Genomic DNA, 13,845 nt, shown 5'->3' with positions numbered 1-13,845 from the left:
GGTGACCGACCGGCGACGCCGCGGCCCGGTCGCGCTCGCCGTGTCCGCCACGTCGGCCGGCCTGCTCGCCGCCCTCTTCGCGCTGGCGGTGCTGACCGAGCCGGGACAGCGCGCGGACGTCGCGGGTCTCGCGCTCCTGACCGCGCCCGAGCCGATCCTCGCCGGCGCAGCGCGTCTGGTGCGCGCGCTCCTGCCGGTCGTCGCGGCGGGCGTCCTCGTCGCGGTCCTCGTCGTGGCGGTGCGGCGGCGAGCGGGCGGGCGCGCCCTCGTCGTGGGCGGTCTCCCGCTCCTCGTCCTCGGCCTGGCGACCGTCCTGCGGGACGTCGTCCTGCCCCGGCCCTTCCTGGGTGCCCACGGCTACCTCCACAACACCTTCCCGAGCGCCCACACGGCGACGCTCGCGGCCTCGTGCGTCGCCGTGGTCCTCCTGCTCGGTCGCCGCCCGGGCGGGTGGGTGACGGCGACGCTCGCGACCTCCGTGCTCCTGGCCGCGTGGGCCAACGTCGCGACCCAGGCGCACCGGCCCAGCGACGTCGTGGGAGCCCTGCTGCTGGTCGGGGTCGTCGCGCCGTGGGCGGTGCTGGCGAGCCGGCCGGGCTCGCGAGACGGTCAGTCGTCCCCCGAGTCGACGAACCGGAGGTAGTCCTCCCGGGCCCGCGCGTCCGGGACGTCGAGGCGCAGCGCCTTCTCCCCGGCGTCGGGCAGCCCCCGCCGGAGCGCACGCTCGATCCGGCGTTGCGCGACGGCGTGCCCCACCAGGGCCGTCGCCGTCCTCCATGCCCCCGGCCGGGCGGCGGTGTAGAGCCGGCCGCCGCGGTGCGGGTCGCCGGGCAGGTCGGGGACGCCGCGGCGGCGGTCGAGCGCGGCGGCGGCGCCCCGCAGCGCGCTCGGTGCCCGCAGCCCCGTGCCACCCATCGACCCACCGCCCGGGCCACCGAGCACCCGCGCGGCGCGGTCGACGACGAGCGCCACCGGCGCATCGATCCGCATGGCCCGGGCACGCGGGCCGACCTCCTGCCGCGCGCCGTCGCACGCCGCGACGGCGCCGGCGATGTCGACGAGCCACAGGAGCCGCCCCGCACCCGCCTGAGCCGCGTGGAACGCCAGCACCAGGACCGAGTCGACCGGGTCGAACGTCGGGACGTCCCGTCCGCCGCCCAGCGCCACCGTGCGGCGCCGGGCGATCATCGCCTCGGGGTCGGTGCGGAAGCTGCGACGCAGCCCGTGCGGCACGGCGAAGTCCCAGTGCAGGTCGAGGTGCACGCCGAGGGGCCCGCGCATCGCGTACTCAGCGCGCCGCTCGCGCGCCATGAGGGGCCAGTTGCGGTCGACGCCCGTGCAGCCTGCCGCGTCCAGCGCCTCGACCGCCGCCCGGAAGCCTGCCCGCGGCACGTACAGGTCGAGGTCGTAGTACTCCCGCATGTCCGGCGAGGGCCAGAGCGCGGCCGCCGCCGGCCCCTTGGCCACCACCCACGGCACCCCGGCGCGGTCGAGCGCCGCACCCAGGACGGCCAGCTCGGCGAGCGCCCCCAGATGGCGCACCACCTGCTCGTCGCGAGCGCGCCGCAGCGGCGCACGCCACGGCTCGGGGCAGTCCGGGCGGCCCGCGACGTGCTTCGCCACCGCGGGCAGGATCCGGTGGTCCTGGGCGGCGTCGGCCAGGAGCTCGAGCCGTATGCCGTCGAGGGGGACGGGCGTGGCGCGTGGCGGCTGACGATCGGAGGGCGCGACGGAGTCGAGCAGGATCTGCGCCAGCGGGCGGCGCACCGTCGGTCGTGCCCCCATCCCGGCAGGATAGGGAGCGCTCGGCGACGGTGGGGCGTCGGCAGCGGGCGAATTCTCGCCCGGACCGTCCTCCTGCCGCCCCGGCGCGGCTAGCGTGTGTGAGGCCGGGCCGGGCCCCGGCGGAGGACGGAGCGGTCGGTGGCAGACAGCGCGGTGGGCGGGACGCCGGAGAGCGACGAGCGCAGGGGACGCCGCCTGCTGCGCCTGCTCGGCGGCTCCTTGCAGGTGTCCTGGCGCGCGAGCCGGCCCCTGTTCGTCGCGATGCTGGTCCTCCAGGTCCTCGTCGCGGGAGCGCTGGCAGGCCAGGTGCTCGTCGTCTCCGCACTCCTCGACGTGCTGCTCGCGCTCGCCGACGGCACGAGCGGCGTCGCGGCGGTCACCGGACCGGTCCTCGCCCTGGCCGCCCTGACCGGTCTCGCCTCGGTCGCCGGCGGGCTCCAGGCCTCGGCACGCCGGGTGCTCGGCGAGCACGTGGCGCGACTGATGGCCGAGGACGTGCAGGAGGTCGCGACGAGCGTCCCGCTCGAGCACTTCGAGTCGCCTGCCTTCTACGACCGTCTGCAGCGGGTCCGCGTCAACGCGCTCTCGAGGCCCTTCCAGGTCACCCAAGGGATGTTCGACCTCCTCGGGTCGTCGATCGCCACGGTCGGCGTGGGCGCCGCGCTGGTCGCGCTGCACCCCGTGCTGCTCCCGCTGCTCGCGCTCGGCGGCCTGCCCCTGCTGGTCACGGGCCGACGCGAGGGCAGGCTGGAGTTCGCGTTCAAGGTGGCGCAGACGACCAACGAGCGCGAGCGCATCTACACCAACTACGTGCAGAGCAGCCGGGACGAGGCCAAGGAGATCCGCGCCTTCCAGTCGGCCCCGTGGCTGCAGGCGCGCTACCGCGAGCTGTACGGCACGTACCTGGCCGACCTCGCCCGCCACGTGCGGCGCCGGGCGCTGACGAACGGCGCGGGCAACCTCGCCGCGGCCGTCGTGCTCGCGGGCGTGCTGCTGGTGCTGGCCTGGCTCATCACGCGCGGCGAGGTGACGTTCTCCGAGGCGGGGGCCGCCGTGGTCGCGGTCCGGATGCTCCAGGGGCAGATCCAGGGCATCTTCGGCGGCGTCCAGCAGATCTTCGAGTCGGGGCTGTTCCTCGACGACGTGCACGCGTTCCTCACCGACGGGCGGGCCGCGGCGCGCGCGGCCACCGGGAGCGAGGAGCCGCCGGCCGCCTTCCCGGGCGTCTTCGCCCGTGGTGTCTCCTTCACCTACCCGGGCTCGCGGCGACCGGCGCTGCGCGACGTGGACCTCGCGCTGCGCCCCGGCGAGGTCGTGGCCCTGGTGGGCGCCAACGGCTCCGGCAAGACCACCCTCGCCAAGCTCCTCGGCGGCCTGTACGAGCCGACGTCGGGCACCGTCCTGTGGGGCGACCGGCCGCTGTTCGGGATGCGGGGCGCGGCCGTGCGCCCCCAGGTGGCGGTGATCTTCCAGGACTTCGTCCACTACGCGTACACGGCCACGTGGAACATCGCCCTCGGCCGACCCGACGTCCCGGTCGACCACGAGCGGGTACGGCGTGCGGCCCGGGTCGCCGGCGTGGACGCCGCGCTCGCCGGCCTGCCCGACGGCTACGAGTCGCGGCTGTCGCGCATGTTCCCCGGCGGCACGGAGCTCTCCGGCGGCCAGTGGCAGCGGGTCGCGATCGCCCGGGCCTTCTACCGGGACGCGGCGCTCGTCATCCTCGACGAGCCGACCGCCGCGATGGACCCGCTCGCGGAGCACGACCTGTTCTCGTCGCTGCGGGCCACGCTCGACGGGCGGACCGCGCTCTTCGTGTCGCACCGCTTCTCCACCGTGCGCTCGGCGGACCGCATCGTCGTGCTCGACGACGGCGCGGTGGTCGAGCAGGGCTCGCACGACGAGCTGATGGCCCTCGACGGCGCCTACGCGGAGATGTTCACGGTCCAGGCCCGGTCCTACCTGGACGCCGCGTCGGCCCCGACCAACGGGCGCGCCGAGGCCTCGCCCACCGACCGGAGGACCTGAGCGCCCAGCCCCGGCGCGAACGGCGGCCCCCACGGGACGTCCGCCACCAGCACGGGGACGGTGCGGGCGACGTCGGCGAGGTGGCGCAGGTGGGCGCTCTGCACGCGCTCGTCCAGCCAGCCGTGCAGCCGCGGGTAGTGCAACAGCTCGAAGAGCGCCGCGGTGCCGGTCCGTCGGCGCACGACGAGCTCCCCGCCGGCACGGTCGGGCTGCGGCACGACGATCGCGCGCAGCGGGCGGCGGTCGCGCGCTCCGGCGCCGAGCTGCAGCACGTGGCGGGCGTCGGCGCTCACGCGGCGCCCGGGCACCCGCGCGGCGAACCGCTCGGCCAGCGTGTCGGCACCCTTGCGCAGCCGCACCTCCGTGGCACCCAGCCGGGCCGCGAAGCCGTCGTCGCCGCGGTCCAGGCGCAGCACGTCGTCGGTGACGAGGGCGGCCCCCTCCGCGCACAGCAAGGTCGCCATCGTCGACTTGCCCATGCCCGAGTAACCGACGAACGCCACCACGCCGTCGTCGTCCTCCACCGCGCTCGCGTGCAGCACCGCCTCGCCGCGCAGGTACAGCTGGAACGCGAGCATCCCGCCGGTGGTGAGCACCCGGCTCAGCCCGGGGTCGACGCCGTCCGCCTCCCGCAGCACGACGTGGCGCAGGTCGGCCGACACCTCGAAGTCGCACGCCTCGTGGAACCGGAGCAGGTAGCCGTCGGCGCCCAGGTCCCAGGCCGTGTACCAGGGGTCCCCGGCCAGCTCGTGGTGCAGGACCGGCCGCCCGTCGGGGGCGGTGCGCTGGTCGGTGCCCGGGCCTGCGGCGACCACGACGTCGGCCCGGGCCGCGCCCTCCTCCGCCCGGTCCTGGTGCAGGTCGAAGGGCGCCTCCACGATCAGGCCGTACAGCAGCTGGCGGTCCATGTCACGCTCCCTGGGTGGGGACCGCGAGCGGCCGGAAGCCCGTGCCGCGGTCCAGGTCGAGGTCCTTGTCGTCGATGCGCAGCCAGGCGTGCGCCCGCACGACGCCACCCGCCTTGGCGACGCCCAGCACGAGCGCGGGACGACGGTGGCGCAGCAGCCGGCCGGCGAGGATCGCCGAGCGCAGGCAGGTGCCGTTCACGCCGGGCAGCCGCAGCACCCGCCGCAGGACGCGGAGCCGCCGCCGTTCCGCGTCGTCCAGCACGCCGGGGTCGAGGTCGCCGGACGCAGGCTCGGCGGACGCCAGCAGGGTGAGGTCGTACCGCCGGGCGACGCGCGCCACGTCCCACCGCCGCAGCCGGCGCTCGAGCAGCAGCAGGGCGCCCAGGAGCCGGAGCGCCAGCGGGACGGCGCTCACCCGGCGCCACACCCCGGACGGGGTCACCGGACCGGCTCCGCCCCGACGGACGCCAGCCACGCCTGCTGCAGCAGCAGGCTCGTCGGACCGGGCGGGAAGCCGGACAGCCACGCGGCGCGGAGCCCGTCGACGTCGACCAGCGCGGCGTCGACGCCGTCCCCGCCCCACCGGCGGGCGAAGTCGCGCGTCGCGCTGCCCAGGTACGCGCGGTTGAACGACGCCTTGTCGGACCGGGCGCACACGGCGTCCGGCAGCAGCGTGCCGAAGACGGCGCGCATGCCCGCGGTGCGGTCGGGGAAGCCCCACGGGTGAGCCGCGCCGAGCGCCCCGAGGAAGTCGTCGTCCAGCAGCGGGTGGGCGAGCACGACGTCGTGGTCGGCGGCCACCTGACCGAACGTGTCCAGGAAGACCCGGCTCGCGCGCCTCCGGCGCAGCCAGCGCAGGCCGCGTGCGTACGACAGCGGCTCGGCCGCGGCGTCGCGCGCGATCTCGTCGGCGAGCCGAGCCGTCGTCTCGCGCCCGAGCCAGGTGAGCGCCGCCGTGCTGCGCGCCGCGGCGGTGCGCTCGCGCCACCGCCGCGCGGGCAGCAGCGAGTCCAGGGCGGCCCGGCGGGGGGTCCCCGCCCTCCCCCGGCCGCGCGCGACCCTCAGCAGAGCCCGGGAGCGGCGGTCGCCGAGCACCTCGTCGCCGCCCTCCCCCGTCAGCACCACATGCCCTCGCAGCTCGCGCAGCATCGCGTCCTTCACGTGCATGGTGGCGGGGAAGAGCAGCCCCCGGCGCACCAGGCTCTCCCGCGCCGCGTCGCCCAGCAGGTCGTTCTCGCCTCCGACGTCGATCCGCCGCCACGTGGAGAGCCCGAGGTGCCGCACGACCGACTCCTGCCACGCGGACTCGTCCGCCTCCGCGACCCCGGGGTAGCGGAACGTCACGGGCACCGGGTCGGGGTTCCCGTCCTCGCGGGCGACGGCAGTCGCGACGGCGAGCACGGCGGACGAGTCCCGACCGCCCGAGAAGGTGACGGCCACCGGGCGCCCGCCGGAGGCGCGCCGCACGGACGACTTGATCGCCTCCAGCGGCCTCCCGACCTCGCGGGGCGTCGTCGGCACGGGGTCGGGCACCAGCCCGGGCAGCCAGCACGCGGCGACCTCGAAGGCCGTCGGGCGGTAGAAGGACGTCATCGTCGTTCCAGGCTGCTCGGGGGGACGCTGCGGGGAGGGCTCGGAGGACACCGGAGGTGCCGGCCGTTCCGACGTCGGAACGACCGGCACCCTGTCCCTGAGTGGGTTCAGGACGCCTTGCCCTTGTGGAACAGGTCGCCGTCGTAGTCGAAGGCGAACTGCTGCTCGAGCGTGACGTCCTTGACCGAGCCCACCTCGGTGATGCGCGGTGCTTCGTACATCGGAGCACTCCCCTCTCCTCGTTCGTGCAGGACGCGCCCAACGTCGCGCCGCGAGCAACGACCGGTCAAGGACTTCGGGCCGAAGTCACCCCGCACCCGGACGCCTTTCACCCGACGCCGGGTGAAACCTCCGTCCCGCCCCCACCCCGGGCCCTGGATCGGCCTATCCTCGGGGCGGCACGACCGGAGAACCGCGACGAGAGGCACGGCGATGAGGCTGCGCGAGGACGGCGTCACCTGGCAGGAGATCGACGGCGAGCTGGTCATCCTCGACCTCGCGTCGTCCACGTACCTCACGACCAACGGCTCCGGCGCCTTCACGGCGAAGCTGCTGCAGGAGGACCGCACCACCGGCGACCTCGCGGACGCGCTCGCCGTCGAGTACGACATCCCCGCCGACGTCGCGCGGCGCGACGCCGAGGCCTTCGTGGACGCGCTCCGCGACCGCGGCCTGCTCGTCGAGGAGTGAGCGCGGTCAGGCCGTGAGCAGGGCGAGGTCGTGCCGCACCATGCGGCCGACGATCTCCTCGAACGCGAGCGTGCCGCCCCAGCCGAGCACCGTGCGGGCCCTGCGGGCGTCCCCCACCTGCTCCGCCGGGTCGGCCGGGCGGACGAACCTCGGGTCGACCGTGACGTGCGGCTCCCAGTCGTCGACGCCCGCCGCCGCGAACGCGACGGCCACGAAGTCGGCCACCGACCGGGTGGTCCCGGACGCCACGACGAAGTCGTCCGCGACCGGGTGCCGGACCGACCGCACCATCGCGTCGACGTAGTCCGGCGCCCAGCCCCAGTCACGACGCGCGTCGAGGTTGCCGAGCGCCAGGGTGCCGGAGCCGCGGTGCGCGATCCGGGCCGCGGCGGCGGTGATCTTGCGGGTCACGAACGTCTCCGGGCGGCGCGGCGACTCGTGGTTGTAGAGCACGCACGTGGAGACGCCGAGCCCTCGGAGCCGGAACACCGCGGCCATCTGGTGGGCGTACGCCTTGGCGGCGCCGTAGGGCGACGACGGCCGCACCGTCGTGCCCTCGTCCTGCGGCGCGCGGTCGGGCGTGCCGAAGATCTCCGCGCTCGAGGCCTGGAGCACCCGGACGGGCCGCCCCGTGTCCTCCTGGAGGCGCCACGCCGCGTCGTAGAGGGCCACCGCGCCGAGCCCCGACACGGCGCCCGTCTCGACGGGGTGCCGCCACGAGTACGCGACCGAGCTGATCCCGCCCAGGTTGTAGATCTCGTCCGGACCCGTGCGGCGCACGAGCTCCGCGAGCCCCTCGGCGTCGCGCAGGTCGCCCTGGTGGAGACGGACCCCGGCGGGCAGCCCGACGGTGCGCTCGCCGGCGCGGACCAGCCCGTGCACCTCGGCCCCCTCGGCGGCGAGCCGCTCGGCGAGGTACGACCCGTCCTGGCCCGCGACACCGGTGACGAGGGCGACCGTCACGGGCGCATCCCGGCCAGCTCCGCCTGCTCGTCCAGGTCGTTCTCGACCATCATCGCGACCAGCCGTTCGAAGTCGACGCGCGGCTCCCAGCCCAGCACGTCACGGGCCTTGGACGGGTCCCCGATGAGGAGGTCGACCTCCGCCGGCCGCATGAAGCGCGGGTCCTGCGTGACGTAGCCCGACCAGTCCTCGACGCCCACGCACCCGAAGGCCGCGTCGAGCAGGTCGCGGATGGAGTGGGTCCGGCCGGTCGCGACCACGTAGTCGTCCGCCTGCGGCTGCTGGAGCATCCGCCACATCGCGTCGACGTAGTCGCCGGCGAACCCCCAGTCGCGGCGGGCGTCGAGGTTGCCCAGGGTGAGCGAGTCCTGCAGGCCGAGCTTGATCCGCGCCACGGCCTGCGACACCTTGCGGGTGACGAACTCGGGCCCGCGGCGCGGCGACTCGTGGTTGAACAGGATGCCGCTGGAGGCGTGCAGCCCGTACGACTCGCGGTAGTTGATCGTCATGTAGTGCCCGAACACCTTCGCGACGCCGTAGGGCGACCGGGGCCACAGGAGGGTCGACTCGCGCTGCGGCACCTCCTGCACCTTGCCGAACATCTCCGAGCTCGACGCCTGGTAGAACCGCACGGCGGCGGGGTCGTCGCCCGCGTGCAGCCGCACCGCCTCGAGCATGTTGAGCACGCCCTTACCGGTCACCTCGCTGGTGAGCGTCGCGTTCTCCCACGAGTAGGCGACGTAGGAGATCGCGCCGAGGTTGTAGACCTCGTCGGGCCGCGCCGCGTCCAGCGCCCGCAGCAGCGACGACAGGTCCGTCAGGTCGCCGGTCACGAGCCGCACGTCCGGCACGGTGCGCCGCACGAGGTCGAGCTTCGGGTTGTTCTGCCCGCGGATCAGACCCCAGACCTCGTAGCCCTTCGAGAGCAAGAGCTCGGAGAGGTAGAGACCGTCCTGGCCGGTGATCCCGGTAATCAGTGCTCGAGGCATTTTGCTCACCGTTTCTGTGCGCCGAGTCAGCGCCGTCCCCCGGCGGCACTCCCCTTCTGGGACGCCACCACGCTAATCAGCAGGAGGGGCGTGGAGACCGTCTGCACCGGGTGAACAGGGCCCGTACCGGGGTGAAAGTGCGCCCGGCGCGCCTGCCCGCCCGCTCGAACTTCATCCGCCCGTGCCCTCGACCGGGCCGCACGCGAGCGAGAACCATCGATGGCATGTCACGCCGGGAGCGGGGACGCCGCGACCACGCCGCGCGGGCCGCGGCGCTGGCCGCAGGCTTCGTGCTGCTGTACGGCGCCGGCGTCGTCGCGCCGTGGGGACAGTGGGTCGACGCGGTGGCGTTCAGCGTCCTGACCGGCGCGGGCGCGATGCTGCACCCCGTCGCGGCCGTCGCCCGTGAGGTCCTGGTGCTGGGGCTCGGCGTCGTCGTCGCGGCGCTCGCCGTCCGCGCGGTCCGCGACCGGCGATGGCGGGCCCTGGCAGCCTGCCTGGCGCTCGCCGCCGCGGCGGTCCTCGCCCTCGTGCTGCGCGGCGCCGTCCTGCCGCGCCCCGTGCACGAGGTGGCGCTCGGTTACCCGTACAACACGTTCCCGAGCACGCACGTCGCGGCGACGGCGGCACTCGCCATCGCGCTCGTCGTCCTCTGGCCCGGCCGTGCCAGGGCCGGGCACGTCGTCGTGCGCGAGGTGGCGGTCGCCGCCGTGCTGGTCGCCTGCGTGGTCAACGTGGTCGCCTTCGCCCACCGCCCCGTCGACGTCCTGGGGTCGCTGCTGCTCGTCGGGGCTGCCGCCTCGGCGGCCTCCGCCGCGTTCCCCGGAGCGCTTTCACCCCGGGCCGACGGCAAGTTCACCCAGGTCGCCGCCCTGCGGGCGCGGGACGCGGCATAGCGTCACCGTATGACCACGCGACGCCGCCGCGCGGCACGGCTCCTGGCCCCCGCCCTCGTCCTCGCCGCCGGCTCGATCTCCCCGGCCGCGGCCGAGGACGAAGACGCGCCCGCGCGCACGGAGTCCCGGGCGGTGACCTGGACCTGCACCGGCGAGCCGTGCCCCTGGGGGCAGACGACCACCGGGAACGCGGCCGTGTGGCCCGAGGGCTCGGGCGCGCTGTCGGAGCGGTACGGCTACACGACGTCGGACGCCATCTACCTGCCCGACGACGCGGCCGAGGACGCCACGATCACCGTCGTCGAGGGTTCGGCGGGCGTGTGGGCCGGCCAGCTCGACGGCCCGCACCGCCACCTCGCCGCGCTGTCGGCCGGCGACGCGTTCACGGTCGGCGACCTCGCCGACGGCGAGGTCGTGTCCCTCCAGAACGACGGCGCGACCTTCGCCTACGCGTTCACGCCCGGGGGCGAGGCCCCGCCCGACCCCGAACCGACGCCCACGCCCACGCCCACGCCCGAGCCGTCCACCGAGCCGACCCCCCAGCCGAGCGAGGGCGCCGCGTCACGTCCCGTCACCTGGACCTGCACCGGTGACCCGTGCCCCTGGGGTGCGTCGACGACCGGTCACGCCGTCGCGTGGCCCGCGGGCTCCGGGGCGATCACCGCACGGCACGGCTATGTGACGTCCGAGCCCGTCTACCTGCCCGCCGAGGCGGCGAACGGCGACACCATCACGGTCGTCTCCGGGTCGGCCCGGCTCTACGCGGGCACGCCCTCCGGACCCCACCGGAGCATCGGCCAGCTCTCGGCGGGCGACGAGCTCACGGTCGCCGACCTTCCGGCGGGCGAGGTGCTGTCCGTCCAGAACGACGACGGTCCGTTCCGCTACCTCCACGTCCCCGGGGACGCCACCACCCCGGAGCCGACGCCCACCCCGACACCCACGCCGACGCCCACGCCGACGCCGACCCCGACACCCACGCCCGGCCAGGACGCGGCATCCCTGCCGGTCACGTGGCGCTGCACCGGCGAGCCCTGCCCGTGGGGAGAGACGACGTCGGGCCACGCGATCGTCTGGCCCGAGACGTCCGGCGCGATCACGACCCGCCACGGGTACACGACGTCGGAGGCCGTCTACCTGCCTGCCGCCGCGGCCAACGGCGACACCGTCGCCGTCGTCACGGGCTCCGCGACGCTGTACGCGGGCACGCCCACGGGACCGCACCGCAGCATCGCGCGCCTGTCCGCCGGCGAGCAGCACACGGTGACCGGCCTGCCGTCCGACCAGGTGCTGTCGGTGCAGAACGACGACTCGTCGTTCACCTACGTGCACACCCCCGGGGACGGCTCGACCCCGGACCCCGAGCCGACCCCCACGCCGACTCCCACACCCACGCCCACCGTCCCCGCGGACGCCGTCGTGATGGACTCGACGCTCGCGCTCTGGCACTGCGACGCCTACGCGACGTGCGCGGACGACGGCTGGACGCCGTGGGTGGGCGGCGCGCTCGCCTGGCCGGAGTGGGCCGCGTACCCCACCAACGCGCGAGAGGGCTCGAACTCCCGCACCGTGCGCGACCTCGACGGCGAAGTCATCCACCCCTACATGGGGTCGTGGGCCGACGGCTGCCGGATCCAGGTCCTCGAGGGCGACGTGCTGGTGATCGAGTGGAAGCGCGGCACGGACACGTGGCGGCCCACGTACCTGTCCCCCGGCGACGTCTACACGATCGAGCTCGAGGGCGATGAGGACGGCGCCATGATCGAGACGCCGGACACGCCCACCACGTTCAGCGTCGCGCTGACCGACTGCGCCCCGCAGCCGCTGCCCTGACCGTCGCCGTCAGGCGTGCCGACGGGTAGGGGTCAGGCGCGGTAGAGCGACTCGTACCGGTCGACGACGCGCTCCAGCGTGAACTCCTGGACGCGCTCGAGCGCCGAGGCCGCGAGCTCCTCCCGCCGCGCGTCGTCGGCCAGGAGCTCGGCGAGCGCCGTGCCGACGTCCTCCAGCGGTACGACGACGGCGGTGCGGCCGCCGTCCGTCACGTATCGCGCCCCGGGGTTGGGGGTCGCGACCACCGGCAGGCCGGACGCCATCGCCTCCACGTACGGGATGCCGAAGCCCTCGTAGTCGCTCGGCAGGCAGAACGCCCACGCCTGCTGGAAGGCGAGCGCCAGCTCGTCGTCGGTCAGCCGCCCCAGGGCTCGGACCCCGGGGCCCACGTCGTCGGGCACGTCCTGGCTGACCATCCAGAGCTCCGCGTCGGGGTGCTTCAGCAGCACCGTCTCCTGGAACTGGCGCGCCAGCTCCGCGCCGCGCTTGCGTCCGCGCCAGTAGCCGACGAACAGGACCACGGGGTGGTCCGCCCGCCGCGCGGCGTCGGGCCGGAACCGGCTGACGTCCGTGCCGCAGGGCACGACGTCGCGCACCCACGGATACCAGCGGCGCGTCTCGGGCGAGATGACGACGGTGTGGTCGGCGACGAGGGACGCGAGCACCTCGGACAGCCCGAGGAGCACCATCCGCGCCTTCTCCTTGGCGCCCCTGATGGTGCGGGCCTCCTCGAAGCACGACCCGGCGAGCGTGCGCACGTGCCGGGGCACGCGGCGGCGCCACAGCCAGTAGTCGTCGCCCCAGGCGTGCAGCACGTCGAAGGACGAGAGGTCCACGCGGCGCAGCGCGAGCGCGAACCGGAACGTGCGCAGCGAGCCCGTCATCCGCAGGTGCCGGTGCGCGTACACGGCCCCGTCGACCGGCGGGCAGTCGCTGAGCACCGTGACGTCGTGACCGCGCCGCGCGAGCTCGGTCGCGAGCTCGTGCACCTGGTAGCCGATGCCCTGCTTGCTGGTGCTGGGCAGGTAGTAGGAGACGATCGCGATGCGCAGGGGCCGCGCGGGTCCCGGTGGCGTGCCCGGGGTCATCGCAGGCCGTCCCGCAGCGCCTCGAGCCAGCCGCGGCCGTGCCGGAGGTCGGGCTCGAGGTGGTTGCCCTCCGCCCACTCGTTCCACGACTTGACCCACAGCAGGCGCTCGTCGGCGGGCCGGTGCGCGATCGACGCCACCGCCTGCCGCACGTTCTCCCCGAACTTCTCCGGCGTCGCACCGTGCAGCACGACGCCCCCGCGGCCGGAGCGCGGCGTGTTGTCCCAGTTGGGGTAGACGCACGGCTGGACCAGGTCGCCGGTGCGGTTCTGCCCGGACCAGTCCGTCGAGTAGGGGAAGACCTCGGGCCCGCCCGCCGCCCGCCGCAGGGCGCGCATCCGCAGCAGCTCCGCCCGCGACGCCCCGGCCGGCATCCGCATGTACACCCCGGCGTCGAACCCGTCCTCCTTGACCCGGTCGTACCGGGGCCCACCGCCGAGCAGGTCGCTCATCTCCGCCACGAGGTAGAGGCCCTCGAGCCCGGCCTTACGTGCCAGGCCCTGCCACAGGTCGACGAAGTCCGCGGCGTCGGGCAGCTCCTCGGGGCGGAAGACGTAGAAGACGGGCCGCCCGCCCACGCGCAGGTAGCGCGGGTCGCGGAACGCGGGCAGCACGGCCTCGAAGTGGGCGGTGTGGTCCTCGACGCCCGGGTAGTGCTGCTGCACCAGGATGCGGTCGGCCTCGCCGTGCCAGATGCCGCTCCACGTCTGGTTCGCCCACGCCAGGCAGAACGACACGTCGGGCGCGCCGGAGGCCAGCACCTCGGCGAACGGGCGCTCCAGGATGCGGCGCCCGTTGCCGAACCAGTAGTGCCAGTACGCGAACGCCTCCACCCCGTACTGCGCGGCCAGCTCCGACTGCGCGGCCCGCGCCTCCGGCAGCCGGAGGTCGTAGAAGCCGAGGTCGGCGGGCACCAGCGGCTGCCGGTGCCCCGGGTACAGGCGGCGCGCCCGCGCCACGTTGGTCCACTCGGTGAACCCCGGGCCCCACCACGCGTCGTTCTCGGGGATCGGGTGGAACTGCGGCAGGTAGAAGGCGACGGCCCTGGCTTCCAACGTTTCGTCCCTCTCGT

At 75.2% G+C, this 13,845-nt stretch carries 14 protein-coding genes; 5 read left to right on the top strand and 9 right to left on the bottom strand.

Features of this window, described 5'->3' with window-relative positions; genetic code table 11:
* Window position 1: 1 nt before the first annotated feature.
* Window positions 2–643: a phosphatase PAP2 family protein gene (locus ACFQ8Y_RS03520; protein ID WP_430584625.1), complete on the top strand. Its 642-nt coding sequence runs from the start codon at window positions 2–4 to the stop codon at window positions 641–643.
* Here ACFQ8Y_RS03520 and ACFQ8Y_RS03515 read toward each other — a convergent pair.
* Window positions 610–1,785 (bottom strand): nucleotidyltransferase family protein, encoded by a 1,176-nt coding sequence (locus tag ACFQ8Y_RS03515; RefSeq protein ID WP_430584624.1) that lies wholly within the window; start codon window positions 1,783–1,785, stop codon window positions 610–612. The genes ACFQ8Y_RS03520 and ACFQ8Y_RS03515 overlap by 34 nt on opposite strands.
* A 138-nt stretch (window positions 1,786–1,923) precedes the next feature.
* On the opposite strand from ACFQ8Y_RS03515, the gene ACFQ8Y_RS03510 reads away from it, so the two are divergent.
* Complete coding sequence (locus tag ACFQ8Y_RS03510) at window positions 1,924–3,813, top strand: ABC transporter ATP-binding protein (RefSeq protein WP_430584623.1); 1,890 nt, start codon at window positions 1,924–1,926, stop codon at window positions 3,811–3,813.
* Here the strand turns inward: ACFQ8Y_RS03510 and ACFQ8Y_RS03505 are convergent.
* The 4 genes from ACFQ8Y_RS03505 to ACFQ8Y_RS03490 all read right to left on the bottom strand — a co-directional run bounded on the left by ACFQ8Y_RS03505 (window position 3,744) and on the right by ACFQ8Y_RS03490 (window position 6,535).
* On the bottom strand, window positions 3,744–4,721 hold the full coding sequence (locus ACFQ8Y_RS03505) for a hypothetical protein (RefSeq protein WP_430584622.1): 978 nt from the start codon (window positions 4,719–4,721) through the stop codon (window positions 3,744–3,746). The genes ACFQ8Y_RS03510 and ACFQ8Y_RS03505 overlap by 70 nt on opposite strands.
* A gap of 1 nt (window position 4,722) precedes the next feature.
* A complete protein-coding gene (locus ACFQ8Y_RS03500; RefSeq protein WP_430584621.1) occupies window positions 4,723–5,163 on the bottom strand; it encodes a lasso peptide biosynthesis B2 protein in 441 nt (146 codons plus the stop codon).
* A complete protein-coding gene (locus ACFQ8Y_RS03495; RefSeq protein WP_430562399.1) occupies window positions 5,160–6,314 on the bottom strand; it encodes an asparagine synthase-related protein in 1,155 nt (384 codons plus the stop codon). Before ACFQ8Y_RS03495 ends, ACFQ8Y_RS03500 begins: the two co-directional genes overlap by 4 nt.
* 107 nt (window positions 6,315–6,421) lie before the next feature.
* Window positions 6,422–6,535, bottom strand: a complete 114-nt coding sequence (locus ACFQ8Y_RS03490) for a lasso RiPP family leader peptide-containing protein (protein WP_176168750.1) — start codon at window positions 6,533–6,535, stop codon at window positions 6,422–6,424.
* Window positions 6,536–6,746: 211 nt separating this feature from the next.
* Here ACFQ8Y_RS03490 and ACFQ8Y_RS03485 point away from each other — a divergent pair, with 211 nt between their 5' ends.
* Complete coding sequence (locus ACFQ8Y_RS03485; RefSeq protein WP_429764490.1) at window positions 6,747–7,004, top strand: PqqD family protein; 258 nt, start codon at window positions 6,747–6,749, stop codon at window positions 7,002–7,004.
* A 6-nt stretch (window positions 7,005–7,010) separates the two neighbouring features.
* Here ACFQ8Y_RS03485 and ACFQ8Y_RS03480 read toward each other — a convergent pair whose 3' ends face one another.
* Window positions 7,011–7,967: a GDP-mannose 4,6-dehydratase gene (locus tag ACFQ8Y_RS03480; protein WP_430584620.1), complete on the bottom strand. Its 957-nt coding sequence runs from the start codon at window positions 7,965–7,967 to the stop codon at window positions 7,011–7,013.
* On the bottom strand, window positions 7,964–8,956 hold the full coding sequence (locus tag ACFQ8Y_RS03475) for a GDP-mannose 4,6-dehydratase (protein ID WP_430548806.1): 993 nt from the start codon (window positions 8,954–8,956) through the stop codon (window positions 7,964–7,966). Before ACFQ8Y_RS03475 ends, ACFQ8Y_RS03480 begins: the two co-directional genes overlap by 4 nt.
* A 224-nt stretch (window positions 8,957–9,180) precedes the next feature.
* Here ACFQ8Y_RS03475 and ACFQ8Y_RS03470 point away from each other — a divergent pair, with 224 nt between their 5' ends.
* Entirely contained in the window at window positions 9,181–9,852 is a 672-nt protein-coding gene (locus ACFQ8Y_RS03470; protein WP_430584619.1) for a hypothetical protein, read from the top strand.
* A 9-nt stretch (window positions 9,853–9,861) separates the two neighbouring features.
* Window positions 9,862–11,685: a hypothetical protein gene (locus ACFQ8Y_RS03465; RefSeq protein ID WP_430584618.1), complete on the top strand. Its 1,824-nt coding sequence runs from the start codon at window positions 9,862–9,864 to the stop codon at window positions 11,683–11,685.
* 32 nt (window positions 11,686–11,717) lie between these two features.
* Here the strand turns inward: ACFQ8Y_RS03465 and ACFQ8Y_RS03460 are convergent, their stop codons facing one another.
* Window positions 11,718–12,773 carry a glycosyltransferase family 4 protein gene (locus ACFQ8Y_RS03460; protein ID WP_430562404.1) on the bottom strand — a complete coding sequence of 352 codons (1,056 nt, stop codon included), beginning with the start codon at window positions 12,771–12,773 and terminating at the stop codon, window positions 11,718–11,720.
* Window positions 12,770–13,828, bottom strand: a complete 1,059-nt coding sequence (locus ACFQ8Y_RS03455) for a glycoside hydrolase family 99-like domain-containing protein (protein ID WP_430584617.1) — start codon at window positions 13,826–13,828, stop codon at window positions 12,770–12,772. The genes ACFQ8Y_RS03460 and ACFQ8Y_RS03455 overlap by 4 nt, the downstream gene beginning before the upstream one ends.
* Between the last annotated feature and the right edge of the window lie 17 nt (window positions 13,829–13,845).

The organism is Isoptericola sp. NPDC056605, from assembly GCF_042792795.1.
Lineage (GTDB): Bacteria > Actinomycetota > Actinomycetes > Actinomycetales > Cellulomonadaceae > Isoptericola.
Note: the sequence above shows the minus strand (reverse complement) of the source record. Positions and strands in the feature narration are given on the sequence as shown.